A 24,136-nucleotide genomic window follows, 5' to 3' on the forward strand; every position below is an offset into this window, starting at 1 on the left:
GCGCGGGGGCGCCCCGCCATATTGTCCGGCCAAATCCTGAGGCCGCAACAACTGGCCTCGCTTTCACGGCTTTTTGCAGACCATGTCAGATACCTTGTTCAAGGGCGTCATGCCGGCCCTGGTGACTCCGTTCCGCGATGGCGCGGTCGATGAGAAGGCGTTCGTCGCACTCGTCGAGCGCCAGATTGCGGGCGGGGTCCACGGCATAGTGCCCGTGGGCACCACGGGTGAAACTGCGACCCTTTCGCACGACGAGCACCGCCGCGTTGTCGAACTGGCCGTGAAGACCGCCGCCGGACGCGTGCCGGTGGTCGCCGGGGCCGGATCGAACTCGACCGACGAGGCGATCGAGCTCGTTCGGCACGCCAAGGCGATCGGCGCCGACGCGGCGCTGGTGGTGACGCCCTACTACAATCGCCCCAGCCAGGAGGGCCTCTACGCCCACTATGCGGCGATCAACGAGGCGGTGCAGCTGCCGGTGTTCGTCTACAACGTGCCCGCGCGCACCTCGGTGGACATCAGCAACGAGACCCTGGCGCGGCTATCGGTGCTGCCGAACGTCATCGGCATCAAGGACGCCACCGCGGACATGACCCGCGTCACCATGCAGCGGCTGCTGTGCGGCGACGACTGGATCCTGCTGTCGGGCGACGACCTGACAGCGCTGGGCTACATGGCCCACGGCGGCCAGGGCTGCATCTCGGTGACCTCCAACGTCGCGCCGGACCTCTGCGCCACCTTCTACAACGCAGCACTCGGCAACGATCCGAGCACGGCGCTCTACTGGCAGGACCGTCTGTTCCGCCTGCACAAGTCGCTGTTCTCCGACGCTTCTCCCGCGCCGACCAAGTTCGCCCTGGCGCACCTGGGGCTGTGCCTGGAGGACGCTCGTCTGCCGATCGTCCCGGCTTCGGAGGCTTCGCGCGCCGAGGTCCTGGCCGGGATGCGCGACGCCGGCGTCATCTGATGAGCGGCAAGCTGATCGCCGAGAACCGGCGCGCAAGATTCGACTACTTCCTCGAAGAGACCTTCGAGGCGGGCCTGGTCCTGACTGGATCGGAGGTCAAATCCCTGCGCACCGGCCGCGCCAACATCGCCGAGTCCTATGCCTCGGTTGAGGGCGACGAGGTGGTGCTGATCAACGCCGACATCCCGCCCTTCGCCCAGGCCAACCGCTTCAACCATGAGCCGCGCCGGCATCGGAAGCTGTTGCTGCACCGCAAGCAGCTGGACAAGCTGATCGGGGCCGTGACCCGCGAGGGCCGCACGATCATCCCGACCAAGCTCTATTGGAGCGAGAAGGGGATGGCCAAGCTCGAGATCGCCTTGGCCAAGGGCAAGAAGCTGCACGACAAGCGCGAAGCCACCGCCGAGCGCGACTGGCAGCGCGACAAGGCACGGCTGCTTCGTGACCGGGGCTGACGTCGAGGCGATCGAGCGGGCGACGGCGGACGCCGTCTCGCCCCGCGAGGTCCTGGACATCGGCGGCTGGCTGGTGGCGCTCGATCCGGGGACCATTCGCCGGGCCGGCAGCGCCGTCCCGCTGCGTCACGATCTGCAAGCCGACTCTGCGACCTTCGATGCGATCGAGGCGGCATACGCCGAGCGTGGGCTTTCTCCGGCCTTCCGGATCGCTGATGCGCCGGGCCTGGAGAGCGTCCGAACCGAGCTCGAGCGGCGCGGCTATCGCTTCGAACAGCCGACCCTGGTCAAGGTCGGCGCGCCGGCCGCGATGCTCGCGGCGGCGCGCGGCGAGGCGGCGGACGTCGCCGACGCGCCCGGCGCTGGCTGGGCCCGGGTGTTCACCAGCGAGGGCTTCGACCAGGTCGATGGCCAGAACCGGGTGGCGGCGCTGACCCGATCGCCCGACGCGGTTTATGGCGGCGTCGCCGAGGACGACCTGACCCTGGCGGTCGGCGTGGCCGCCTTCAGCCATGGCTGGGCCAGCGTGCACGGGATGCGGACCGACGCCTCGCGGCGCGGCGAGGGCCTGGCTGGACGAGTCCTGGCGGGTTTGGCGGGCGCGGCCCAGGCGCGCGGCGTCAAGCGGGTCTTCCTGCAGGTCGAAGAGGGCAATACCGGCGCGCGCAGCCTATATCGCCGCGCGGGCTTCACGCAGGCTTGGCGCTATTTCTACTGGAGCCGCTAGCCGATCAACTCGCGGGCGCGGCGGAACACGGCCTCGAACATCTCGGCGGTCAGGCGGCCGGTGTTCGTGTTGAGCCGCGAGCAGTGATAGCTGTTGAGCACGATGTACGGGCCGGCCTGGAATTCGGTCCCGTGACCGGGGATGCCCGCAGAGGCCTTGAGGCCGAGGGCTTTCAGCACGTTCCTGCGCGAAACGTCGCCCAAGGTGACGATAACCTTCAGGTTCGGCAGATCCTTGAGCCGCTGGGTCAGGAACGGCCGGCAGGTATTTTCTTCGCTGGCCTCGGGCTTGTTGCCGGGCGGCGCGCAGCGGACCGCGTTGGTGATCATGCAGTCGGTCAGCTCAAGACCGTCGTCGGTGCGGGCGTCGAACTTGCCGTTGGCGAAACCGGTCTTGGTCAGGGTGTCGTAGAGCATCCACCCGGCATGGTCGCCGGTGAACGGGCGACCGGTGCGGTTGGCTCCGGTGCGGCCAGGCGCAAGGCCGGCGATCAGCAGGCGCGCGGCCGGATCGCCGAACGATGGGGCAGGGCCGTTCCACCAGTCTGGGTTCTGGGCGGCGTTGGCCTGGCGATAGGCGACCAGGCGCGGGCAGAGCGGGCAGTCGCGAGGCGGCTCGGCGCCCCAAAGTTCGACGGACATCAGGCCTCGGCGTCGACGTCGTGGTCGTGATCGTCGCGGCCAGAGGCGGCCCGGCTTTCCTGGATGAAGCGCGGCAGGCGCGAGGGCCGGCCGATGATCTCGGCGAGGTCGGCCAGGTCCACGAAATTGTCAGCCTGACGGCGCAGGTCGTCGGAGGCCATCGGCGGCTGCGACTTGACGGTGGAGACCACGGTGACGCGCGCCCCGCGGCGCTGCACGGCTTCGACCAGCACACGGAAATCGCCGTCGCCGGAGAACAGCACCAGATGGTCGGCGTGGGCGGCCATTTCCATCATGTCGACGGCGATCTCGACGTCCATGTCGCCGCGCCAGCGCTTGCGACCCTGGGCGTCGGTGTATTCGCGCGCCGGCTTGGTCACCAGCCGGAAGCCGTTGTAGTCGAGCCAGTCGACCAGCGGCCGGATCGGCGAGTACTCCTGGTCCTCGACCAGCGCAGTGTAGTAGTAGGCGCGCACCAGCACGCCGCGCTTGCGGAACTCTTCCAGCAGCTTGCGATAGTCGATATCGAAGCCCAGCCCCTTGGCGGCGGAATACAGGTTCGCTCCGTCAATGAAGAGCGCCAGCCTGTCCGTGGGGTAGAACGTCATGGTTGCGAATAATCCTGCGAAAATGTCTCTGGGCGTAAAATCGGACGATGCTGCGGTTGTCGCCTTGGGCGGAAATATCGCCGGCGACTATGGTTCGTCAGAAGCCCTTCTCGAGGCGGCGCTCGCTCGTTTCGCGGAGGCGGGATTGCCCATCCTGCGTCGGTCGTCCTGGTGGCGATCCGCCGCCTGGCCTGACCCGAGCGCCCAGGAGTATCGCAACGGAGTCGTGCTTGTCGAGGCTGCGCTACCGCCGCAGGCGCTAATCCGAACGTTGTTCTTGTTGGAAAATGCGTTCGGACGAACCAGGGGAACCAGGAACGCCTCGAGGACGCTCGATCTGGACCTTATCGCCCACGGCCGAATCGTTTCCGACGACCCCCAACTGACGCTGCCGCACCCCCGCGCACATGAGCGATTGTTCGTGATGGGGCCGCTGGCCGAGATCGCGCCGGAGTGGAGTCATCCGGTGCTGGGAAAGACCGCCGCGGAACTGGCGGCGAGCGCCACGGTAGGGCTGGACGCGCGGCCGCTCTGAGATCCTGCGGTGGTGCGTATCGTTGACGCAACCGTCATGGGGGTATAGGGGCCGCGCCCTCTTGAGCGCATTCAGGATCGGCCCGTGGGCTACCGCCTCATCATTTTCGACTTCGACGGCACATTGGCCGACAGCGCGCCGTGGTTCGCCGGCGTGATGAACGGCGTGGCCGCGCGCTACGGCTTCCGGCAGATCGACGAGTTCGAGATGGCGCGGCTGCGCGGGCGTCCGAACCGCGAGGTGATGCGCGAACTTGGCCTGTCGGCCTGGAAACTGCCGTTCATCGCCAACCACGTGCGCAAGCTGGCCGCCCAGGCCGCCTCTTCCATCCGCCTGTTTCCCAGCGTCGAAGACATGCTGCGGCGGCTCGCCGCGCGGGGCGTGAAGCTGGCGATCGTCAGCTCCAACTCCGAGGCGACCGTACGCAAGGTGCTGGGGCCGGAGCTGGCCGGACTGATCGCCCACTACGGTTGCGGCGCGTCGGTGTTTGGCAAGGCGGCCAAGTTCCGCGAGGTGATCCGCAAGTCGGGCGTGGCCGAGGCGGACGTGCTCAGCGTCGGGGACGAGGTGCGCGATATCGAGGCCGCGCGGAAGGTGCGGCTGGCCACCGGGGCGGTGACCTGGGGCTACGCAACCGCCGACATCCTGCGCGCTCAGCGACCCAGCGCGATGTTCGAAACGACGGACGATGTGCTCCGCGAAGCCGGGTTGTGCGGCATCTGATCCTTATTTCGTCAGGTTTGCGGCGTTGCACAATCAGCGCGAAGCCTCTATTTTGCTCGGTTCTACCGCACCTCTGAGGATTCCATGGCCCGCGTCACCGTCGAAGATTGCGTCGAGAAGGTCCCCAACCGCTTCAGCCTGGTGCTGCTGGCGGCCCATCGCGCCCGCGCCATTTCGGCCGGAGCCGCGCTCCTGGTCGATCGCGACAACGACAAGAACCCGGTCGTCTCGCTGCGCGAGATCGCTGACGACGTGGTGGACGCCGACGAACTGCGTGAGAACCTGATCGGGACCCTGCAACGCGTCGACGAGCGCTCGGAAGCTGAAGAAGAGGCTGAAACCCTCGCTCTGCTGGCCGATCCGACCCACATGCAGATGAGCGAACTGGAACTGGTCCGCGCGCTGCAGAGCGACCGCGACGGCGGCCAGGAGGAGCGGTACTGAGCCCAACAGGCGCAGAACCCCTCACCGTTACGGCGGCGCCCGTACCGCCCGCCGATAAGATCGACACGCCGGTCGCCAAGCAGCGGCCCAAGATGCTCCGGCAGTACGAGCTGATCGACAAGGTCCGCTCGTACGACCCAACCGCCGACGAGGCGGTGCTCAACCGCGCCTATGTTTACGCCATGCGCATGCATGGGTCGCAGAAGCGCGCGTCCGGCGACCCCTATTTCGCCCACCCGATCGAGGTGGCGGGGATCCTGACCGACTATCGGCTGGACACCGCCACTATCGTCACGGCCCTGCTGCATGACGTGATCGAGGATACGCCGGTCACGCCCGACGATATCCGCGGCCTGTTTGGGCCTGAGATCACCGAGCTGGTCGAGGGGGTCACCAAGCTCACCAAGCTGGAACTGAACAGCGAGCGGACCAAGCAGGCCGAAAACCTGCGCAAGTTCATCCTGGCCATTTCCAAGGACGTCCGCGTCCTGATGGTGAAGCTGGCCGACCGCCTGCACAACATGCGGACGCTGCAGTACATCTCCAGCCCCGCCAAGCGCGAGCGGATCGCGCGCGAGACCCTGGACATCTACGCGCCGCTGGCCCGCTCCATCGGCTGTCACCGCATCTGTTCGGAGCTGGAGGAGCTCTGCTTCGAGCATCTCAATCCGGTGGCCCGCGACGCCATCGGCCGGCGGCTCGAGGCCCTGCGGATCGAGCAGGGCACGGCCGTCTCGATCGTTTCCGGCGAAATCGCCGCCAAGCTGGAGGCGGCCAGCATCTCGGCCCGGGTCTTCGGCCGCGAGAAGAATCCCTATTCGATCTGGCGTAAGCTGCAGCGCAAATCGATTGGTTTCTCTCAGCTTTCCGACATCTATGCCTTCCGGGTGATCGTCGACAGCGAGTCCGATTGCTATGCGGCCCTGGGGGTCATCCACCGTGCCTGGCCCAGCGTGCCGGAGCGGTTCAAGGATTTCATCTCGACGCCGAAGCGGAACAACTACCGCTCACTGCACACCACCGTGGTCGGCCCCAAGGGCATGCGGATCGAGATGCAGATCCGCACCGAGACCATGGACCGCGTGGCCGAGGACGGGGTGGCTGCGCACTGGCGCTACAAGAACTCGTCCTACGGCTTCGACGCCGAAGCCCAGGCCGCCGACGGCGGGCGCGACCCGCTGGTCAATCTGCGGCATCTGGTTCAGGTGCTGGAGCACGGCGGCGACGTCGAGGAACTGGTCGAACACGCCAAGCTTGAGATGTATCTCGACCAGGCGTTCGTGTTCACGCCGAAGGGCAAGTTGGTCAGCCTGCCGCGCGGGGCCATGCCGCTGGACTTCGCCTACGCAGTTCACACCGATGTCGGCGACACCTGCATCGGCGTGAAAATCAACGGCGAACTCAAGCCGTTGCGGACGACTCTTCAGAATGGGGACGTGGTCGAGGTCATCCGCGGGGCCAAGCCCGTGGTGCCCCCGGACTGGCGCTCGCTGACCGTCACCGGCCGGGCGCGCTCCGCGATCCGGAGGCACATCCGCCAGACCGAGCGCGAGGAATTCATCCGCCTTGGTCGGGCTACGGTCGACCAGACGTTCGAGCGGGCAGGCAAGTCGCGCAAGGACGTGCAGCTCAAGCCGGCGCTCGAACGCTTTGCGGTGGCCGCGGAGGACGACCTGTTTGAACTGGTCGGGCGCGGACGCGTCTCGCCTACCCAGGTCCTGGACGTCATCTTCCCCGGGCTCAAGGCCTCTGAGCGCGAGGCGGCCGTCGCGACACGGCGGATCGAAGGCGGCAAAGGCGCGCGGCTATACGTTCGCGGCGGCGGCCTGACCCCGGGCGTGTCGTTGAACTTCGGGCAGTGCTGCACGCCGGTGCCGGGCGACCGAATCGTCGGCATCCTGGAGCCGGACGGCACCGGCCTCACGGTCCACACCATCGACTGCGCCAAGCTGGCGGAGTTCGAGGACCGCGAGGAACTGTGGCGCGACCTGCAGTGGACGCCCGAGGCCGAGCGCAACACGGTCACGCTGTCGAAGCTGACCGCTACGATCCGCAATGCTCCTGGTGTTCTAGGGCAGGCCTGCACGGCGATCGGCGAGGCCGGCGGCAACATCGTCAACCTGCGCATGCACCGACGCCAGTCGGATTTCTTCGATGTGGATTTCGACATCGAGGTGAAGGACGCCCGCCACCTGACTCATATCGCTGCGGCGCTGCGGGCCTATCCCAGCATCGAGACCGTCGACCGCGCCAAGGGCTAGGCGGGCAGGCCGCCATGGCGGCCTGCCCGGAAGCTTGGGTCTTCAGTGAATGGATTGAGAGTGTTCGCCGCCCGGGCGGACGATGCCGCTGAGCGCCTCGCCGGCCCGTGCAGTTTGGCCAATGGCGGCGAGGTCGGCCAGGGAAACGATGCCGGTCAGCCGCTTCTCGCGGTTCAACACCGGCAGGCGGCGGACCTGAATGTCGCCCATGTTGCGCAGGACGGCGTCACTGTCCTCGTCCTCATAGCAGTACATCACCTCTCGGCTCATCACCTCGGCGATCTTGGTGTCCGGCCCCTTGCCCTGGGCGATCCCGCGGACGGCGATGTCGCGGTCGGTGATCATGCCGACCAGCCGGTCTCCGTCGCTGACCGGAAGAACGCCGGCGTCGAGGTCGGCCATTATGCGGGCGGCGTCGCGGAGGGTTTCGCCAGGGTTGGCCATCTTGACGTTGCGCGTCATGCACTCGCTCACTTTCATGGCGAAGCTCCTTGAAAGGGGAACGGCCCGCCGGCGCGGCGGGCCTGGCGGGGAAACGGATCGGGGAGATCGGTGTTCCGCTTTTCTCGCCTGTCGCGCCGATGCGATCCGAGGGCCAGAAACAGCGAAGCCCGGGGGTCTTGCGACCCGCCGGGCTTCATGTCCAATCATCGTCCAGCTAGTGGATGACTGATCGGGCGTGGTTTTCGATTTTCATCTCCAACCGTACATGAAACCCGCAATGGGCCGGTTGGGTTCCGCCGCGCACCAGAAAAAACGTCAGTGTCCGGAGGAGCAAGAAGAACCTGGATACTGGACGCTGGGGGCGCCTTGGGGCGTGTGCACGGTTCCCGGTCAGGTGGCGAAATTAGACGCGACGCCCGTTCTGCGGGGCCTGACAGGTCGGGGATTCTGGCTTCACATGCAGCCATGCAAGTGAAACCGATCGCCGCCGGCCTGGCCGCCCTGTTGTTCGCCTCTGGGTCGGCCTGGGCGATGTCGCCTCCGGCCTACGACATCCTGATCCGCAACGCCCAGGTCTATGACGGCTCCGGCCGAGCGCCGTTCAAAGGCGAGATCGCGATCGCCGAGGATCGCATCGCCTATGTGGGCGAGAAGGCGCCCGAGAGCGCCCGCATGGTCATCGACGCAGGCGGCAAGGCGGTGTCGCCCGGCTTCATCAACATGCTGTCCTGGGCGACCGACAGCCTGATCGCCGACCCGCGCGGGCTGTCGGACCTGAAGCAGGGCGTGACCTTGGAGGTGATGGGCGAGGGGAGCTCGATGGGCCCGCTCACGCCGGAGATGAAGCGGCTGGAGACCCAGCGGATGGGCGACATCAAGTACGAGATCGCCTGGACCAGCCTGGATGAGTACCTCTCCTGGCTGGAGAAGCGCGGCGTGGGACTGAACGTCGCCTCGTTCGTTGGCGCGGCGACGCTACGCGAGCACGTGCTGGGCGAGGGAGACGTCGATCCGACACCCGAGCAATTGTCCGCCATGCGCAAGTTGGTGGTCGAGGCGATGGAGGACGGCGCGCTCGGCGTCGGCTCGTCGCTGATCTATGCGCCGGCCAGCTACGCCGAGACGCCAGAGCTGATCGGCCTGGCGACCGAGGCCGGCCGCTGCGGCGGCATCTATATCAGCCATGTGCGGTCCGAGACCGACCGACTGCTCGAGGCGATCGATGAGCTGATCGAAATTTCCAAGGCTTCTGGGGCGCCAGCCGAGATCTATCACCTCAAGCAGGCAGGCAAAGCCAACTGGGGCAAGCTCGACGCGGCGATCGCGCGGATCGAGGCCGCGCGCGCCGCCGGCCATCGCATCACCGCCGACATGTACACCTACACCGCCGGCTCGACCGGCCTGGACGCGGCCATGCCGCCTTGGGTCCAGGCCGGCGGGGTCGAAACCTGGATCGGCCGAATGAAGGACCCGGCCACCCGCGCCAAGGTGATCGCCGAGATGCGGCTTGAGAAGCCGAGCTTCGAGAACCTCTACCGGCACGCCGGCGCTGAAGGCACGCTGCTGGTCGGGTTCAAGAACCCGGCCCTCAAGCATTTGACCGGTCAGACCTTGGCGCAGGTGGCGAAGGCCCGCGGCGTGTCGCCGGAGGACGCCGCCGTAGATCTGGTGATCGAGGACGGCAGCCGGGTGCAGGTGGTCTATTTCATGATGTCGGAGGAGAACGTCGCCCGCCAGACGGCGCTGCCCTGGATGAGTTTCGCCTCGGACGCGTCCGCCCAGGCGCCGGAAGGCGTATTCCTGAAATCGAGCACCCATCCGCGCGCCTATGGCAACTTCGCCCGGCTGCTCGGCAAGTACGTGCGCGAGGAGAAAACCACCAGCCTGGCCGACGCCGTACGGCGGCTGTCGGCGCTTCCGGCGCAGAACCTGGGGCTCAAGGACCGCGGCTTGCTGAAGGTCGGCTATCACGCCGATGTGGTGATCTTCGATCCGGCGACCGTCGGCGATGTCGGGACGTACGAGCGGCCCAAGCAGTTCGCCACCGGCGTCAGCGACGTGATCGTCAACGGCAAGCTGGCCCTCAAGGACGGTGAGCCGACAGGGCAGTTGTCAGGGCAGGTGGTGCGCGGGCGCGCATGGAAGGGCTGGACCGATGGCGGCTGTCGTCCGACCGCCAAGGACTGGAGTTGGGCATGGTGAGCATCGAACGCCGCAGGGCTCTGGGCGAGCGCCTGCACGCCTTCACCACAGTCTTCGATCCGCCGCTGGGAGGCGGCGTTGGACCGACCTTCGCCATCAAGGACTTGATCGACGTGGCCGGCGTGCCGACGGGCGGCGGCGGGGTAGTTCCGCTGGATCCCGCGCCGGCCCAGCACGCGCTGGTGGTTCAACGGCTGCTGGACGCCGGCTATGTGGCGGTCGGCAAGACCCATACGGTGGAACTGGCGTTTGGCGGCTGGGGCGCGAACCGGGCCGTGGGGGCGCCGTGGAATCCGTGGGACGCGAAGGTGCACCGCGCGCCGGGCGGATCGTCCAGCGGGTCGGCCGTCGCGGTGGCGACCGGGCTCTGCGACGTCGCCCTGGGCACCGACACCGGGGGATCTGTGCGGATACCGGCGGCGGCCTGCGGCGTGGTCGGCCTGAAGCCTGGGCGCGGCCTCGTCCCGACCCGAGGCGCCCACGACCTCGCCCCCAGCCTCGATACGGTGGGAACCTTGGCGCGCTCGGTCGCAGAAGCCGCACGGGCGCTCGCCGTGATTTCCGGCCCAGACGGCGGGAACGCGACGCGCACGCCGCTCGATGCGGAAGCCGCTCTGACCACGGAAGTGCGTGGCTGGAAGGTCGCTGCGCTTCCTCTATCGGCCATGCCTGATGTCGACCCGGAAGTCGCCGAGCACTACCGCGCCGCGCTGGCCAAGCTGGAGGCCCTGGGCGTCGACGTGGAGGAGGCGGTGACGCCGCGGCCGTTCGCCGACTACTTCGCCCCCAACGGATGGCTGATGGCGGCCGAGGGCTGGCGAGTGCGCGGGGCCCACGTGAGCGCCAACGGCGCGGTGATGGACCCCTGGGTGCGCAAACGGTTCGAGGCGGGCAGGGATATGACCGACGCCGAACTGGCTGCGGCGCTGGCCAAGCGCACGCAGGACCAGGCGCAGTTCCAGGCCTGGATGGCGCCCTACGCCGCAATGGTCAGCCCGACGTCACCGATCACGGCTCCGCCGCTTGAGAGCATCGACGAAACCGCCTCGCCATTCTCCGCGACCACCAGGGCAGGGAATTATCTCGACCTGCCCGCGGCGAGCGTGCCGATGGGGCTGACCCGCCCAGGTCTGCCCATTGGTTTTCAGATCATGGGCCGGATGGCGGACGAGCGCTCGGTGGTCGCGCTGGCCGCAGCCTTCGAGGCGGTGTCGGGCTGGAACGGGCGCACGCCCGACCTATCCGGGTTCGGCGGCTAGCGCGCCGCCGCGCGCTGGCGGGCGAGTTCCTGCTGGGCGATGATGGCCTCGCGGGTCTCGGTGAGCAGGCGCGCGACAATCGGGTCTGTCTGGATCGCCTTCCAGTAGGCGGCGAGCTTGGGCAGGCCCGCCAGCGGATCGGCAACCGCGAAGACCTGGGGAATCCATTCGCTGGCCAGGGCCAGCTGCGGCGCGATGGCGCCGTCCGCCTGGGTGAGTTGGTGGCCGATGGCGTAGCCGTCCGTGCCGATGAACGCCTCGAGATAGGCCAAAGCCTCGGTCAGCTTTGCGGCGGCGCTGTCGATGGTCTCGGGCTCCCAATGCCGCCGCGAACGCGCCGCCAGGTCGAAGAACGGGACCATGGCCATCACCACGTAGAAGTCGCAGATCCGCGAGAGCAGCCGCATCTGGGCGCGCTCGAACGGGTCGGCGGGGCGCAGCGAAGGCTCGGGATAGGCGTCCTCGAGGTACTCGCAGATCACCTCGGATTCGGGCAGCACGCGTCCATCGTCGAGCACCAGCGTCGGGACTCGGCCGATCGGATTGACCTTCAGGTACTCGGCCCTGGATTCGCTGGAAGCGCCAAAGCCGGGAGGCTGGATGATCTGCGCCTCGACGCCTTTGGCGTAGAGCAGCAGGCGAACCCGAGTTGGGAATGGAGAGTCGTAGGTCTGGAATAGCTTCACTGGTCCGTCCCCCGGTCGCGAATTGGTCGATGACAGCATGACGGCGGTTCGCTAATCCGCAAGGCAGGAGGCCCCTCATGAACACCGAAGACGTCCTGGAAGAATTCCGCGCCGCTGGCGCCCTGCGCGAAGGCCACTTCGTGCTGTCGAGCGGCCTGCACTCAGGGACGTTCCTCCAGAAGAACCTGGTGTTCCAGTACCCGGACCGCACCGAGCGGCTGTGCAAGGCGCTGGCGGCCAAGATCAAGGACGCCGTGGGCGAGGTGGACTACTGCATCTCCCCGGCGGTCGGCGGGATCATCCCCGGCTACGAGACTGCGCGCCACCTGGGCGTCCCGTCGATGTACGTCGAGCGCGAGGGCGGCGAGTTCAAGCTGCGCCGGGCCTTCTCGTTCCCGCAAGGCGCGCGCATCGCCATGGTCGAGGACATCGTCTCCACCGGCCTGTCATCGCGCGAGTGCGTCGATGCGATCAAGAAGGCGGGCGGCGACGTGGTGGTGGCTGCGTGCCTGGTGGACCGTTCGGGCGGCCGCGCCGATCCCGGCGCGCCGTTCCTGGCCCTGGCGCGGCTGGACGTCCCGGCCTATCCGGCTGATCAGCTGCCGCCCGAACTGGCGGCGATCCCGGTCGAGGACCCCGGCAGCCGGAGACTCAATAAGTGAGCAAGCTGCGGCTGGGCGTGAACATCGACCACGTGGCGACCATTCGGAACGCCCGTGGGAGCAGCTATCCGGACCCTGTGCGCGCGGCCGAACTGGCCATCGCCGCGGGGGCGGACGGCATCACCGCCCACCTACGGGAAGACCGTCGTCACATCTCGGACGCCGACATCGAGGCGCTGGCGGTCATCACCCGCAAGCGCGGCCGGCCGCTGAACTTCGAGATGGCGGTGACGCAGGAGATGGAGGCCATCGCCCTGGCGCATCTGCCCCACGCCGCGTGCCTGGTGCCGGAGCGGCGCGAAGAGCGCACGACCGAGGGCGGGCTGGACGTGATCGGCGGCCACAATCATATCGCCCCGGTGGTGGCCAAGCTGGTTGCGGCCGGGGTTCGGGTTTCCTGCTTCATCGACGCCGACCCCGCGCAGGCCGCCGCGGCCAAGGCGATGGGCGCCCAGGTCGTCGAGCTGCACACGGGAGCCTATTGCGACGCTGTGCGCGAGCGCACGACCGAGGCGGGCGATCTGCTGCAGGGTCTGCGCGCCACTGCCGCGGAGGCGGGACGTCTGGGCCTGGAAGTCCATGCCGGCCACGGCATCGACTACGAGACCGTCAAGCCGATCGCGGCGATCCCAGAGATCGCCGAGCTGAACATCGGCCATTTCCTGATCGGCGAGGCGATCTTCGTCGGCCTGGGCCCGGCGATTCAGCGCATGCGGGCGCTGATGGACGACGCGCGAGCTGGGAGAGCGGCGTGATCATCGGCATCGGGTCGGACCTGTCGGACATTCGCCGCGTCGCCCAGACTCTCGAGAAGTTTGGCGAGCGCTTCACCAACCGCATCTACACCGAGATCGAGCGCGCGCGTTCGGAGCGCAAGGCCGATCGCGCCGCCAGCTACGCCAAGCGGTTCGCGGCCAAGGAAGCCTGCGCCAAGGCCCTGGGCACGGGGATCCGGGCCGGCGTCTTCTGGCGCGACATGGGCGTCGTCAACATGCGCTCGGGACAGCCGACCATGGCCTTGACCGGCGGGGCGCTGAAGCGGCTAGAGGCCATGACGCCTCCTGGCCACAAGGCGGTGATCCATCTGTCGCTGACGGACGACCACCCCTATGCGCAGGCCTTTGTGATCATCGAGGCTCTGCCGGAGTAGCCGGGCGCGGCGGCTAGGCTTGCGCCAGCCGCCGTTCCAGCCTCGGCCAGAAGATATTCAGCGCCAGGCCGCTCATCACCAGGGCCGCGGCCATCAGCTTCCAGGAGGGCAGGCTCTCGCCCAGAAAGATCGCTGAGGCGCCCATGCCGAACACCGGGACCAGCATGGCCATCGGGGTGATGGTGGCGGCCGGATGGCGCGAGAGCAGCCAGCCCCAGGCGGCGTAGCCGAAGAGGGTGTTGCCCACCGACTGCCAGAGCACGGCGGCCCAGGTCGAAGCGTCGGCGGCGCGAACGCCTTCGATCATCGCGGTCGGGCCTTCGAAAATCAGCGCGAGCGCCAGCAGCGGGGGGACCGAGAACAGGCTCGCCCAGACCACATAGGCCAGCATGTTCACCTGTCCGGCCGCCCGCGAGAAGGCGTTGCCGCCGGCCCAGCTGGCCGCGGCAGCCAGGATCAGCGCCAGGCCGATCGGGGTGACCGAAGCGTCGGTGTTGTGGCCGACGATCACCAGCAGGCCGGCGGCGGCGAGCACCAGCGCGATGACCTGGAACGTGCGGATGCGCTCCTTGGCCAGCCACATGGCCAGGCCGATGGTGAAGAAGACCTGCGTCTGGACCACCAGCGACGCCAGGCCGGGCGAGATGAAGCCGTTGATGGCGATGTAGAGCAGGCCGAACTGGCCAGCTCCGATCAGGACCCCGTAGGCGGCCATGTTCCGCCAGGGCACGTCCGGCTTCTTGAGGAAGAACACCGCCGGCAGCAGCGCGAATGTGAAGCGCAGGGTGGCGAAGGTCAGCGGCGGGAGGTGATCCAGGCCGATGCGGATGACCACGAAATTGGTGCCCCACACCGCCACGACGGCGAGCGCGAGCAGCACATGGGACAGGGGCAGGCTCGAGCGATTCATGGTCGCACTAGAAGGGCAGGGCCCCTCTGGGGCAATGTAGGAAAGTTGAACTTCGGCGTTTCACAGGCCCGTTTTGTCGCAGGAGCCGCAAAGGGTGAGGAAAGCTGATGCTGGCCTGGAGTTTGCTGGCGTCGGCGTCGTGTGGCCCTATCGGGCCATGACGCAGAGATCACAGGCGGCCGGCTTGCCCGCAGCCTATGCAACGTCTAGCTAGGCGAACCGTCCGTCTTTCGGGCCAAGGATTTATGATGACCGACCGCGCAGAAACCGCCGAAAATCCGGATAAGTCCGGGGCGGTGAACGATTTCGTGGAGATCGTGAAGACGGTCGCCTACGCGCTGCTGATCGCGCTGTTCCTGCGTGTGTTGTTCTTCCAGCCGTTCACGATTCCGTCCGCGTCGATGGAGCCGACCCTGCTGGAAGGCGACTACATCATCGTTTCCAAGTACTCCTACGGCTATTCGCGCCACTCGATCCCGTTCAGCCCCCCGATCTTCAAGGGCCGCGTCATGGAGCGCGCGCCCGAGCGCGGCGACATCATCGTCTTCAAGCTGCCGCGCGATGGCCGGACCGACTACATCAAGCGCCTGATCGGCCTGCCGGGCGATCGCGTGCAGATGCGCGAGGGCCGTCTGTGGATCAACGGCAAGGAAATTCCGCGCCAGGAACTGCCGCCGGTGATGATCGATTCCGGCTACGGCTTCACCCGCAACGTCCAGCGGTTCAAGGAAACGCTCCCGAACAGCCGTTCGTTCGTCACCTATGATTTCGGCCCCGACGGCGAGGTGGACAACACTCCGACCTTCGTCGTGCCCGAGGGCCACTTCTTCTTCATGGGCGACAACCGCGACAACTCCCTGGACAGCCGAGTGCCGACCGAGATCGGCGTGGGCTTCGTCCCGGCTGAAAACCTGGTCGGCAGGGCGCAGATCATCCTGCTTTCCTGGAACCCGGGCGCCTCGCTCTTCAAGCCCTGGACCTGGGTGCTGAACGCGCGGCCCAGCCGGTTCTTCACCATCCTCCAATGAACAGGCGAGAAGCCGCGGTCGCCGAACTAGAGGGCCGCATCGGCCACGTATTCCACGACCGCGAGCTTCTGGAGCGCGCCCTGACTCACGCCAGTGTCGGCGACGGGGCTCTGAAGGTGCGCCACTACGAGCGTCTGGAGTTCCTCGGCGACCGGGTCCTCAACCTCCTCGCCGCCGAACGCCTGATGGCGCTCAACTCCGAGGCGCGGGAAGGGGAGATGAGCCGGCTGATGGCCGCGCTGGTCAACTACCATGCCTGCGCCAGGGTCGCCCGCCGAGTCGGCCTGCCCGACGCCCTGCGGATGGCGCCCAGCGCCAGCAAGATCGGCGCGCGCGACAAGGACACCGTGCTTGGCGACGCCTGCGAGGCGCTGATCGGCGCGCTCTATATCGACGAGGGGCTGGATACCGCCCGCGCGTTCTTCCTGGAGTTCTGGACCGATGAGTTCGCGCGGCTGGACGAGCCGCGCATGAAGGATCCCAAGACCCAGCTGCAGGAATGGGCCCAAGGCCGCGGCATGCCGCTGCCGCTCTATCAGGTGGTCGGCCGCGAAGGGCCGGACCACGCCCCCTCGTTCACCGTGTCGGTCACGGTGGGCGATTATGAACCCGAGCTCGCCGAAGGCCGTTCAAGACAAGAGGCCGAGAAGGCCGCGGCCACGGTGATGCTGTTGAAACGAGAAGGACCTCAATGACCACCCGCGCCGGCTTCGCCGCGATCATCGGAGCGCCCAATGCGGGCAAGTCGACCCTGACCAATCGCCTGGTCGGGGCCAAGGTCACGATCGTCACTCAGAAGGTCCAGACGACCCGTTTTCCCGTTCGCGGCGTCGCCATGGCGGGCGAGGCGCAGATCGTGCTGGTTGACACCCCGGGGATCTTCTCGCCGCGTCGCCGGCTTGATCGCGCCATGGTGCGCTCGGCCTGGGGCGGGGCCGACGATGCCGACGTCACCGTGCATCTCGTGGACGTGCAGGCCGAACTGGCGGTGAGCGAGCCCGGCGCCAAGTCGGCCGACAAGCGGGCCGTCATCGACGTGGAGACCATCGTCGAGGGCCTGAAGACCTCAGGCAAGAAGGTGATCCTGGCGCTCAACAAGATCGACGGCGTCAAGCGGGACCGGCTGCTCGCCCTGGCTCAGCGGCTGTTCGAGACCGGGGTCTACACCGAGGTCTTCATGATCTCCGCGGCCGACGGGCAGGGTGTGGACGACCTGAAGGCGCGGTTGGCCGAACTCATGCCGGAGAGCCCCTGGCTCTATCCCGAAGAACAGACGGCCGATCTGCCCGCGCGCCTCCTGGCGGCGGAGATCACACGCGAGAAACTGTTCCTGCGGGTCCATGAGGAACTGCCCTACGCCGCCGCTGTGGAAACCACCGCCTTCCAGGAGCGCAAGGACGGCTCGGTGCGGATCGAGCAGTCGATCTATGTGGAACGCGAGAGCCAGCGCCCGATCATCCTGGGCAAGAACGGCCAGACGCTGAAGTGGATCGGCCAGAAGTCCCGCGAGGAACTGACGGAACTGCTCGATCGGCCTGTTCACCTGTTCCTGCACGTGAAGGTCGACGAGCGCTGGGCCGACAAGCGCGAGTTCTATGGCGACGTGGGCCTGGATTTCGACGTCTGACGCCATAGGTTCGGGCCATGATCGACCTCGACGCCTATTTCGCCCGCATCGGCTATGACGGCCCGCGCGAGGCGAGCCTTGAGACGCTTCGCGGCCTGCACGTCCTGCACACGGCGACGATCGTGTTCGAGGACATCGACGTGCAGCTGGATCGCGGCGTCGACATCTCGCCTGAGGCTGTCGACGCCAAGCTGATCACAGCGCGGCGCGGCGGCTACTGCTATGAGCAGAACAATCTCTTCAAGCGGGTGCTGACAGCCCTGGGCTATCAGGTCGACGGGCTGCTGGGCCGGGTGCAGTGGATGCTGCCGCTGGAGCCGCCCCGCGGCCGAACCCACATGGCCCTGCGGGTGACGATCGATGGCGACCCGTGGCTGGCGGACGTCGGCTTTGGCAGCGCCCTACCAGGTCCGATCCGCTTCGACAGCGACGACGCCCAGCCGACCTCCCACGAGCACTATCGGTTGGTCTCAGTTGGCCGCGAGCGGAGGCTGGAGGCCCTGATCGGCGAGGCCTGGGAGCCCGTCTATCAGCTGTCGCCAGACGCCCAACTGGACGTCGATTATGTCCAGCCGAACTGGTTCTCCTCCACCCATCCAACCTCCAATTTCAGGCAGAACCTGATCATCGCGCGGACGACACCGGAGACCCGCTACAACCTGCTGAACAACCGCCTGACCATCCGCAGTCCGGGCGCCGAAGTGCAGAAGCGCACGCTGAACGCCGCTGAGCTGGCCGACGCCGCGGGCGACATCTTCGGACTTCCGGTGAAGCCTGACTGGGCGCCGGTGTTCGAGCGCGCGGCGGCGCGCGAGTGATGGAATTCGAAGACGACGCCTATGTCCTCTCCGCCCGGCCGCACGGAGAGACCGGGGCGATCGTCGAACTGCTGACCGCCAGCCACGGCAAATACGCTGCCCACGTCGCGGGGGGCGCGTCGCGGCGGATGAAGCCTTTCCTGCAGGCTGGAGCGCGGACCATCGTCCACTACCGCGCCAGGGTGTCCGACCAGCTTGGCGCGGCGACCCTGGAGCCGGTGGGCGAGGGGCCCTCGGCGCTGTTCGACGACCGCATGGCCCTGGCCGGGCTTTCGGCCGCCGCCGCGGTGGCGGCCGCCGCCCTTCCCGAGCGCGAGCCGCATCCTGGCGTCTTCTTCGCCTTCGAGGCTTTGACCGCGGCCCTCGCGCTGCCGGAGATCTGGCCGGCGGTGTTCGTGCGCTTCGAGGCCGGCCTGCTGCAGGACCTCGGCTTTGGCCTGGACCTGTCGAAATGCGCCGCGACCGGCTCGGTCGATGATCTGATCTATGTCAGCCCGCGCACCGGACGGGCGGTCAGCCGCGACGCCGGCGAGCCGTACAAGGACCGGCTGCTGCCCCTGCCGCCGTTCATGCTCTCGGCCCAGACCGGCCTAGGGCGGGGCGACGTGAAGGCCGGCCTCGATCTGACGGCTCATTTCTTGGAGTTGTTCGTTTTTGGTCCCCTGAACCGGCCGCTGCCGCCGGCCCGGGTGTGGCTGATCGAACGGCTGGGTGAGGCCGAGCGGCTCTGACTGGCCATGGGTCGCGGCGACTTCCGCCGCGGCGCCCGCTAGAACAGATGTGAACTGCGAGTTTGATTCGACATGACCAAGCACATCCCACCGCCCGGCGACGGTGACGGCGACCGCATCATCGACGAGCCGCTGACCGAGGCCCTGTCCCGGCGCTATCTGGCTTACGCCCTCTCGACCATCACCGGCCGGGCGCTGCCCGACGTGCGCGACGGCATGAAGCCGGTGCACCGGCGGCTGATGTACGCCATGCGCCAGCTGCGGCTGGACCCGAACACCACGGCCAAGAAGTGCGCCCGCGTGGTCGGGGACGTGATCGGTAAGTACCACCCCCACGGCGACGTCGCGGTCTATGAGGCGCTGGTCCGCCTGGCCCAGGACTTTGCCCAGCGCTACCCGCTGGTCGACGGCCAGGGGAACTTCGGGAACATCGACGGCGATAACGCCGCGGCCATGCGGTACACCGAGTGCAAGCTCACCGTGGCCGCCCAGCTGCTGCTCGACGGGATCGACGAAGACGCCGTCGACTTCCGCCCGACCTACGACGGCGAGGATGAAGAGCCGGTGGTGTTGCCGGCCGGTTTCCCGAACCTGCTGGCCAACGGCTCCAGCGGCATCGCCGTGGGCATGGCCACCTCGATCCCGCCGCACAACGCCGGCGAGCTGATCGACGCCTGCCTGGTGCTGCTGGAAGACCCGAACGCCGAGACCTCCCGGCTGATGGAGCACGTCCAGGGCCCGGACTTCCCGACCGGGGGCGTGATCGTCGAGCCGCGCGAGAGCATGCTGGAGACCTACGCCACCGGCCGCGGCGGCGTGCGGGTGCGGGCGCGCTGGGAAAAGGAAGACACCGGCCGCGGGACCTACCAGATCGTCGTCACCGAGATCCCGTATCAGGTGAAGAAGGCCGATCTGGTCGAGCAACTCGCCGACCTGATCGAGACCAAGAAGTCCCCGCTGCTCGGCGACGTCCGCGATGAAAGCGCCGAGGACGTTCGCCTGGTCCTGGAGCCGAAGAACCGCAACGTCGAGCCTGAAGTGCTGATGGAGAGCTTGTTCAAGCTCTCGGCGCTGGAGAGCCGCTTCCCGGTCAATATGAACGTGCTGGACGCGCGCGGCGCGCCGGGAGTCATGGGCCTGCGCCAGATGCTGCAGGCGTTCCTCGATCACCGCCGCGAGGTCGTCGTCCGCCGGGCGCGCTTCCGTCTCGATAAGATCGAGGCGCGGCTGCACATCTTGGACGGCTTGGTCATCGCCTTCCTGAACCTGGACGAGGTGATCCGCATCGTCCGCTACGAGGACGAGCCCAAGGCCAAGTTGATCGAGGCCTTCACCCTCACCGATATCCAGGCCGACGCCATCCTCAACACGCGCCTGCGCCAACTGGCCAAGCTCGAGGAGATGGAGCTCCGCCGCGAGCACGCCGAACTGGCTGAAGAGCGCGACGGCCTCCTGAAGATGCTGGCCTCGGACAAGGCGCAGTGGAAGCTGGTCGGCATTGGGCTGAAGGACGTTCGCGCGATCCTGGGCCCGGACACCAAGCTCGGCAAGCGCCGCTCGATCTTCGACGCCGCCCCGGTTGTCGACGCCGACGCGGCCATCGAGGCGATGATCGTCCGCGAGCCGATCACGGTCATTCTCTCCGAACGGGGTTGGATTCGCGCCGCCAAGGGCAAGGTCGAGGACCCCTCGGAGCTGAAGTTCAAGGAAGGCGACAAGCTCGCCTTCATCGTAGCGGCCGAGACGACCGACAAGCTGCTGATCTTCGCTTCGGACGGCAGGTTCTTCACCATCGGTTGCGACAAGCTGCCGGGAGCGCGCGGTCACGGCGAGCCGCTGCGGCTGATGCTCGACCTCGACGACAAGACCGACATCCTCGACATCTTCCCGCATCGCCCGGGGACCAAGCGGGTCATCGCCTCGAAGGAAGGCTACGGCTTCATCCTGCCCGAGGAGGAGGCGATCAGCTTCCGCCGTGCGGGCAAGCAGGTGCTGAACGCCGGGACCAAGGGCGCGGCCTTCGCCATGCCGATGGGCGGCGACCACCTGGGCGTCATCGGCGACAACGGCAAGATCCTGATCTTCCCGCTGTCGGAACTGCCGGAGATGCCGCGTGGCAAGGGCGTGAAGCTGCAGGCCTACCGCGAAGGCGGGCTGCGCGACGCCGTGGTGTTCAACGCTGAGGACGGCGCAAGCTGGATCGACACGGCCGGCCGCACCCGGGTCTGGGGCGAATGGCGCGAGTGGTTGGGACGTCGCTCGGCGGCCGGCAAGCTGGCGCCCAAGGGCTTCCCGACCAGCAAGCGGTTCCGACCGAAGTGATAAAAAGCAATGCGTCATGGCCGGGCCGGCCATGACGTGAGCTTGTTGCAAGCGCGCCCCCGAAAACCCCGCGCGCCTTGACTTTCCGCCCCCTACATGCGCCCTTCCGCGCCTTGAATTTCTGAGCCTTAGCGACTCCCCATGCACGCCTACCGCACTCATACCGCCGGCGCCCTGCGCGCGGCCGACACGGGCAAGACCGTCCGTCTTTCCGGCTGGATCCACCGCAAGCGAGACCATGGCGGGCTGGTCTTCATCGACCTGCGCGACCACTACGGTCTGACCCAGCTGGTGATCAGCCCGGAAACCCCGGGCTTCGACGTGATCGAGCGACTGCGCGCCGAGAGCGTGATCAAGGTTGACGGCGACGTCGTCGCCCGCTCGCCGGAAACGGTGAACGCCAACCTGCCCACCGGCGAGGTCGAGGTGCGCGTGCGCGTCATCGAGGTGCTGTCGGAAGCGGCCGAGCTGCCGCTGCCGGTCTTCGGCGAGCCGGAGTATCCGGAAGAGATCCGCCTGAAGCACCGATATCTGGACCTGCGTCGCGAGACGCTGCACCGGAACATCGTGCTGCGCTCGAAGGTCATCCACTCGATCCGCAATCGCATGATCGACCAGGGCTTCCTGGAGTACCAGACGCCGATCCTGACGGCCTCGTCTCCGGAAGGCGCGCGCGACTTCCTGGTGCCCTCGCGCCTGCACCCGACCAAGTTCTATGCGTTGCCGCAGGCCCCCCAGCAGTTCAAGCAGCTGCTGATGGTCTCGGGCTTCGACCGCTACTTCCAGATCGCGCCGTGCTTCCGCGACGAAGACCTGCGCGCCGACCGTTCGCTGGAATTCTACCAGCTCGACGTCGAGATGAGCTTCGTCACCCAGGAAGACGTGTTCGCGGCCATCGAGCCGGTGATGCATGGAGTGTTCGAGGAGTTCGGCGGCGGCAAGCGCGTCTCGCCGATCGACCAGCCGATGTCCTACGTGGACGACTTCGGCAAGGCCATCGAGCACAGGGGCTTCGAGCGCCTGACCTATGTGCAGTCGATGGCCCGCTACGGCACCGACAAGCCCGACCTGCGCAACCCGATCGTGATGCAGGACGTCTCCGAGCGCTTCCGCGGCGGCGGCTTTGGCCTGTTCGCCCGCATCCTGGAAGACGCCAAGAACGCCGTCTGGGCGATCCCGGCTCCGAAGGGCGGCAGCCGCGCCTTCTGCGACCGCATGAACAGCTGGGCGCAGGGCGAGGGTCAGCCGGGCCTGGGCTACATCTTCTGGTCCGAAGACCAAGGCGGCTGGGGCGGCCCTATCGCCAAGAACCTCGGCCCGGACGCGACCACGGCCCTGATGGGCCAGATCGGCATGGGGCAGGGCGACGCCGCCTTCTTCGTGGCCGGTGATCCGAAGGTCTTTTCGAAGTTCGCGGGTCTGGCGCGCACCAAGGTCGGCACGGACCTGAACCTGATCGATGAAGACCAGTTCCGGTTCTGCTGGATCGTCGACTTCCCGATGTTCGAGTGGAGCGAGGAGCAGCACAAGGTCGACTTCTCGCACAACCCGTTCTCGATGCCGCAGGGCGGGCTCGATGCGCTGCTGAGCCAGGATCCGCTGACGATCCGCGCCTATCAGTACGACATCGTCTGCAACGGCTATGAGCTGTGCTCGGGCGCGATCCGGAACCACCTGCCGGAAGTCATGGTCAAGGCGTTCGAGATCGCGGGCTATGGCTCCAACACGGTGGAAGAGGAGTTCGGCGGCATGCTGAACGCCTTCCGCCACGGCGCGCCGCCGCACGGCGGCCTGGCGCCCGGCATCGACCGGATCGTCATGCTGCTGGCCGGCGAGACCGCCATCCGCGAGGTCATCGCCTTCCCGCTGAACCAGCAGGGCCAGGATCTGCTGATGAACGCACCGTCAGAGGTTCAGGAAAAGCAGCTCAAGGAGCTGCACATCCGGCTGGCGCCGCCGATCAAGGTCTAAAAAAACGGGGAGCGAAGGCTCCCCGTTTTCATTTGCCGATCAATCGACCGACACTACGTAGCGCGGCCCTTGCGGCGGAGCCGGAGCCGCGGGCGGGGCCGGTGGAGCGGGCGGCATGGCCCGGGTGACGACACGCACCCGCGCCGAGCGATGGCAGGACTTGGCTACGAGGCCTGACGGAAGCCGGGTCGATCCGTCGGCGCAGGCCTCGTCGAGCTGGTCCTGGTCGAGGCCCTTGGATCGCGACAGGTCCACGCCGGAAATGTTGGTTCCCGCCAGGCTCGCTCCCCGGAAGTCGGCGCCAGCGAAGGAGCCGCCGATCAGGTTGGCGGCGTCCAACTCGGCGTCGCGGAACGAGGCGTGGTCGAATGAGCCGCCACCGAGGTTCGCGCCGCTCATGCTGGCGTCGCGGAAGTCCGCGCCGCGCGCGTTGGCTTTGGAGAAGTTGGCGGCCGGAAGCTCCGAGCCGCGCATGACCGCGTTCGAGAGATTGGCGCGCGCGAAGTTCGAGCCGGTGGCCGCAGAGTCGCGCATGTCGACGCGAACCAGGTTGGCGCCGGCGAAATTGACGCCGCGGGCCTCGACGTCGCGCATGCGGGCGTCAGCAAGGGTGGCGCTGGTGAAGTTGGCGCCGATCATCTCTGAATCCGACAGGTCGGCCCGGGAAAGGTCAGCGCCGGCGAAGTTGGCGCCGAGAAAGCGGGCGTCGCGGAGATCGGAGCCGACTAGGGACGCCTGGGCGAAGTTCGCGCCCATAAACTGCGCGCCGCTGAGCTTTCGACCGGACAACTCGCACTTGGCGCAGGCGCCCCCGAAGGAAACCAAGCGGGCCACGTCCTTGTCCCCGCTCATATTGGCGAAGGCGGCGCCCGGCGCGACCGCGACGGCGGCGACCATGAGCGCTCCCAGAAGCGGCGCGGAACGAGTCAGACGGGAAGCTCGGCGTTGTTGGCCCATGACGTGAG

Annotated in this window: 25 protein-coding genes; 19 read left to right on the plus strand and 6 right to left on the minus strand. The window is 67.5% G+C overall.

The annotated features are described in order from the left end of the window. The first annotated feature begins 82 nt into the window (after positions 1-82). The 3 genes from dapA to AC1DQJ_RS06175 are packed head-to-tail and all read left to right on the plus strand — an operon-like array spanning position 83 to position 2,149. A complete protein-coding gene (gene dapA / locus AC1DQJ_RS06165; RefSeq protein ID WP_477601310.1) occupies positions 83-967 on the plus strand; it encodes a 4-hydroxy-tetrahydrodipicolinate synthase in 885 nt (294 codons plus the stop codon). Next, positions 967-1,422, plus strand: a complete 456-nt coding sequence (gene smpB, locus AC1DQJ_RS06170; RefSeq protein WP_477601312.1) for an SsrA-binding protein SmpB — start codon at positions 967-969, stop codon at positions 1,420-1,422. The genes dapA and smpB overlap by 1 nt, the downstream gene beginning before the upstream one ends. Continuing rightward, positions 1,409-2,149 carry a GNAT family N-acetyltransferase gene (locus AC1DQJ_RS06175; protein WP_477601314.1) on the plus strand — a complete coding sequence of 247 codons (741 nt, stop codon included), beginning with the start codon at positions 1,409-1,411 and terminating at the stop codon, positions 2,147-2,149. The genes smpB and AC1DQJ_RS06175 overlap by 14 nt, the downstream gene beginning before the upstream one ends. Here the strand turns inward: AC1DQJ_RS06175 and AC1DQJ_RS06180 are convergent. Together AC1DQJ_RS06180 and AC1DQJ_RS06185 are read right to left on the minus strand one after the other, a co-directional pair. After that, positions 2,146-2,790 (minus strand): uracil-DNA glycosylase, encoded by a 645-nt coding sequence (locus AC1DQJ_RS06180; RefSeq protein WP_477601316.1) that lies wholly within the window; start codon positions 2,788-2,790, stop codon positions 2,146-2,148. The genes AC1DQJ_RS06175 and AC1DQJ_RS06180 overlap by 4 nt on opposite strands. Beyond that, complete coding sequence (locus AC1DQJ_RS06185; RefSeq protein WP_477601318.1) at positions 2,790-3,398, minus strand: LabA-like NYN domain-containing protein; 609 nt, start codon at positions 3,396-3,398, stop codon at positions 2,790-2,792. The genes AC1DQJ_RS06180 and AC1DQJ_RS06185 overlap by 1 nt, the downstream gene beginning before the upstream one ends. On the opposite strand from AC1DQJ_RS06185, the gene folK reads away from it, so the two are divergent. From folK to AC1DQJ_RS06205, 4 genes are all read left to right on the plus strand, one after another. After that, positions 3,397-3,933, plus strand: coding sequence for a 2-amino-4-hydroxy-6-hydroxymethyldihydropteridine diphosphokinase (folK, locus tag AC1DQJ_RS06190; RefSeq protein WP_477601320.1), 537 nt, complete (start codon positions 3,397-3,399; stop codon positions 3,931-3,933). The two genes, AC1DQJ_RS06185 and folK, sit on opposite strands and share 2 nt — an antisense overlap. A gap of 84 nt (positions 3,934-4,017) precedes the next feature. Next, positions 4,018-4,656 carry an HAD hydrolase-like protein gene (locus AC1DQJ_RS06195; RefSeq protein ID WP_477601322.1) on the plus strand — a complete coding sequence of 213 codons (639 nt, stop codon included), beginning with the start codon at positions 4,018-4,020 and terminating at the stop codon, positions 4,654-4,656. Positions 4,657-4,740: 84 nt separating this feature from the next. Next, positions 4,741-5,100: a DNA-directed RNA polymerase subunit omega gene (gene rpoZ / locus AC1DQJ_RS06200; RefSeq protein ID WP_477601324.1), complete on the plus strand. Its 360-nt coding sequence runs from the start codon at positions 4,741-4,743 to the stop codon at positions 5,098-5,100. A gap of 92 nt (positions 5,101-5,192) precedes the next feature. Further along, complete coding sequence (locus AC1DQJ_RS06205) at positions 5,193-7,361, plus strand: RelA/SpoT family protein (RefSeq protein WP_477601326.1); 2,169 nt, start codon at positions 5,193-5,195, stop codon at positions 7,359-7,361. A 42-nt stretch (positions 7,362-7,403) separates the two neighbouring features. Here AC1DQJ_RS06205 and AC1DQJ_RS06210 read toward each other — a convergent pair whose 3' ends face one another. Then, complete coding sequence (locus tag AC1DQJ_RS06210) at positions 7,404-7,841, minus strand: CBS domain-containing protein (RefSeq protein WP_477601328.1); 438 nt, start codon at positions 7,839-7,841, stop codon at positions 7,404-7,406. A 429-nt stretch (positions 7,842-8,270) separates the two neighbouring features. On the opposite strand from AC1DQJ_RS06210, the gene AC1DQJ_RS06215 reads away from it, so the two are divergent. Beyond that, complete coding sequence (locus AC1DQJ_RS06215; RefSeq protein ID WP_477601330.1) at positions 8,271-10,007, plus strand: N-acyl-D-amino-acid deacylase family protein; 1,737 nt, start codon at positions 8,271-8,273, stop codon at positions 10,005-10,007. Then, positions 10,001-11,266, plus strand: coding sequence for an amidase (locus tag AC1DQJ_RS06220; protein WP_477601332.1), 1,266 nt, complete (start codon positions 10,001-10,003; stop codon positions 11,264-11,266). Before AC1DQJ_RS06215 ends, AC1DQJ_RS06220 begins: the two co-directional genes overlap by 7 nt. Here AC1DQJ_RS06220 and AC1DQJ_RS06225 read toward each other — a convergent pair. Further along, positions 11,263-11,952: a glutathione S-transferase family protein gene (locus tag AC1DQJ_RS06225; RefSeq protein WP_477601334.1), complete on the minus strand. Its 690-nt coding sequence runs from the start codon at positions 11,950-11,952 to the stop codon at positions 11,263-11,265. The genes AC1DQJ_RS06220 and AC1DQJ_RS06225 overlap by 4 nt on opposite strands. A 77-nt stretch (positions 11,953-12,029) precedes the next feature. On the opposite strand from AC1DQJ_RS06225, the gene pyrE reads away from it, so the two are divergent. The 3 genes from pyrE to acpS are packed head-to-tail and all read left to right on the plus strand — an operon-like array spanning position 12,030 to position 13,764. Beyond that, on the plus strand, positions 12,030-12,614 hold the full coding sequence (gene pyrE / locus AC1DQJ_RS06230) for an orotate phosphoribosyltransferase (RefSeq protein WP_477601336.1): 585 nt from the start codon (positions 12,030-12,032) through the stop codon (positions 12,612-12,614). Beyond that, entirely contained in the window at positions 12,611-13,369 is a 759-nt protein-coding gene (locus AC1DQJ_RS06235) for a pyridoxine 5'-phosphate synthase (protein ID WP_477601338.1), read from the plus strand. The genes pyrE and AC1DQJ_RS06235 overlap by 4 nt, the downstream gene beginning before the upstream one ends. Next, positions 13,366-13,764, plus strand: coding sequence for a holo-ACP synthase (gene acpS, locus AC1DQJ_RS06240; protein WP_477601340.1), 399 nt, complete (start codon positions 13,366-13,368; stop codon positions 13,762-13,764). Before AC1DQJ_RS06235 ends, acpS begins: the two co-directional genes overlap by 4 nt. 13 nt (positions 13,765-13,777) lie before the next feature. Here acpS and AC1DQJ_RS06245 read toward each other — a convergent pair whose 3' ends face one another. Further along, complete coding sequence (locus AC1DQJ_RS06245) at positions 13,778-14,674, minus strand: EamA family transporter (protein WP_477601342.1); 897 nt, start codon at positions 14,672-14,674, stop codon at positions 13,778-13,780. Between the two features lie 248 nt (positions 14,675-14,922). Here AC1DQJ_RS06245 and lepB point away from each other — a divergent pair, with 248 nt between their 5' ends. The 7 genes from lepB to aspS all read left to right on the plus strand — a co-directional run bounded on the left by lepB (position 14,923) and on the right by aspS (position 23,171). After that, entirely contained in the window at positions 14,923-15,702 is a 780-nt protein-coding gene (lepB, locus tag AC1DQJ_RS06250) for a signal peptidase I (RefSeq protein WP_477601344.1), read from the plus strand. Next, positions 15,699-16,397 (plus strand): ribonuclease III, encoded by a 699-nt coding sequence (gene rnc / locus AC1DQJ_RS06255; protein ID WP_477601346.1) that lies wholly within the window; start codon positions 15,699-15,701, stop codon positions 16,395-16,397. Before lepB ends, rnc begins: the two co-directional genes overlap by 4 nt. After that, positions 16,394-17,329: a GTPase Era gene (gene era / locus AC1DQJ_RS06260; protein ID WP_477601348.1), complete on the plus strand. Its 936-nt coding sequence runs from the start codon at positions 16,394-16,396 to the stop codon at positions 17,327-17,329. The genes rnc and era overlap by 4 nt, the downstream gene beginning before the upstream one ends. Before the next feature lie 17 nt (positions 17,330-17,346). Beyond that, positions 17,347-18,147: an arylamine N-acetyltransferase family protein gene (locus tag AC1DQJ_RS06265; protein WP_477601350.1), complete on the plus strand. Its 801-nt coding sequence runs from the start codon at positions 17,347-17,349 to the stop codon at positions 18,145-18,147. Further along, on the plus strand, positions 18,147-18,878 hold the full coding sequence (recO, locus tag AC1DQJ_RS06270) for a DNA repair protein RecO (RefSeq protein WP_477601352.1): 732 nt from the start codon (positions 18,147-18,149) through the stop codon (positions 18,876-18,878). Before AC1DQJ_RS06265 ends, recO begins: the two co-directional genes overlap by 1 nt. A 72-nt stretch (positions 18,879-18,950) precedes the next feature. Then, positions 18,951-21,200: a DNA topoisomerase IV subunit A gene (gene parC, locus AC1DQJ_RS06275; RefSeq protein WP_477601354.1), complete on the plus strand. Its 2,250-nt coding sequence runs from the start codon at positions 18,951-18,953 to the stop codon at positions 21,198-21,200. Between the two features lie 141 nt (positions 21,201-21,341). Then, a complete protein-coding gene (gene aspS / locus AC1DQJ_RS06280; RefSeq protein WP_477601356.1) occupies positions 21,342-23,171 on the plus strand; it encodes an aspartate--tRNA ligase in 1,830 nt (609 codons plus the stop codon). Positions 23,172-23,210: 39 nt separating this feature from the next. Here aspS and AC1DQJ_RS06285 read toward each other — a convergent pair whose 3' ends face one another. Continuing rightward, positions 23,211-24,068 (minus strand): pentapeptide repeat-containing protein, encoded by an 858-nt coding sequence (locus AC1DQJ_RS06285; protein ID WP_477601358.1) that lies wholly within the window; start codon positions 24,066-24,068, stop codon positions 23,211-23,213. Between the last annotated feature and the right edge of the window lie 68 nt (positions 24,069-24,136).

Source organism: Phenylobacterium sp. P4_E10 (genome assembly GCF_056401675.1).

What these genes read in the sequence shown, in the direction of transcription:
- dapA (WP_477601310.1), top strand. Translation starts at nt 83, where the DNA reads ATGTCAGATACCTTGTTCAAGGGCGTCATGCCGGCCCTGGTGACTCCG.
- smpB (WP_477601312.1), top strand. Translation starts at nt 967, where the DNA reads ATGAGCGGCAAGCTGATCGCCGAGAACCGGCGCGCAAGATTCGACTAC.
- AC1DQJ_RS06180 (WP_477601316.1), bottom strand. Translation starts at nt 2,790, where the DNA reads ATGTCCGTCGAACTTTGGGGCGCCGAGCCGCCTCGCGACTGCCCGCTC.
- folK (WP_477601320.1), top strand. Translation starts at nt 3,397, where the DNA reads ATGGTTGCGAATAATCCTGCGAAAATGTCTCTGGGCGTAAAATCGGAC.
- AC1DQJ_RS06185 (WP_477601318.1), bottom strand. Translation starts at nt 3,398, where the DNA reads ATGACGTTCTACCCCACGGACAGGCTGGCGCTCTTCATTGACGGAGCG.
- rpoZ (WP_477601324.1), top strand. Translation starts at nt 4,741, where the DNA reads ATGGCCCGCGTCACCGTCGAAGATTGCGTCGAGAAGGTCCCCAACCGC.
- AC1DQJ_RS06205 (WP_477601326.1), top strand. Translation starts at nt 5,193, where the DNA reads ATGCTCCGGCAGTACGAGCTGATCGACAAGGTCCGCTCGTACGACCCA.
- AC1DQJ_RS06210 (WP_477601328.1), bottom strand. Translation starts at nt 7,841, where the DNA reads ATGAAAGTGAGCGAGTGCATGACGCGCAACGTCAAGATGGCCAACCCT.
- AC1DQJ_RS06215 (WP_477601330.1), top strand. Translation starts at nt 8,271, where the DNA reads ATGCAAGTGAAACCGATCGCCGCCGGCCTGGCCGCCCTGTTGTTCGCC.
- AC1DQJ_RS06220 (WP_477601332.1), top strand. Translation starts at nt 10,001, where the DNA reads ATGGTGAGCATCGAACGCCGCAGGGCTCTGGGCGAGCGCCTGCACGCC.
- pyrE (WP_477601336.1), top strand. Translation starts at nt 12,030, where the DNA reads ATGAACACCGAAGACGTCCTGGAAGAATTCCGCGCCGCTGGCGCCCTG.
- AC1DQJ_RS06245 (WP_477601342.1), bottom strand. Translation starts at nt 14,674, where the DNA reads ATGAATCGCTCGAGCCTGCCCCTGTCCCATGTGCTGCTCGCGCTCGCC.
- lepB (WP_477601344.1), top strand. Translation starts at nt 14,923, where the DNA reads ATGACCGACCGCGCAGAAACCGCCGAAAATCCGGATAAGTCCGGGGCG.
- rnc (WP_477601346.1), top strand. Translation starts at nt 15,699, where the DNA reads ATGAACAGGCGAGAAGCCGCGGTCGCCGAACTAGAGGGCCGCATCGGC.
- era (WP_477601348.1), top strand. Translation starts at nt 16,394, where the DNA reads ATGACCACCCGCGCCGGCTTCGCCGCGATCATCGGAGCGCCCAATGCG.
- AC1DQJ_RS06265 (WP_477601350.1), top strand. Translation starts at nt 17,347, where the DNA reads ATGATCGACCTCGACGCCTATTTCGCCCGCATCGGCTATGACGGCCCG.
- recO (WP_477601352.1), top strand. Translation starts at nt 18,147, where the DNA reads ATGGAATTCGAAGACGACGCCTATGTCCTCTCCGCCCGGCCGCACGGA.
- parC (WP_477601354.1), top strand. Translation starts at nt 18,951, where the DNA reads ATGACCAAGCACATCCCACCGCCCGGCGACGGTGACGGCGACCGCATC.
- aspS (WP_477601356.1), top strand. Translation starts at nt 21,342, where the DNA reads ATGCACGCCTACCGCACTCATACCGCCGGCGCCCTGCGCGCGGCCGAC.
- AC1DQJ_RS06285 (WP_477601358.1), bottom strand. Translation starts at nt 24,068, where the DNA reads ATGGTCGCCGCCGTCGCGGTCGCGCCGGGCGCCGCCTTCGCCAATATG.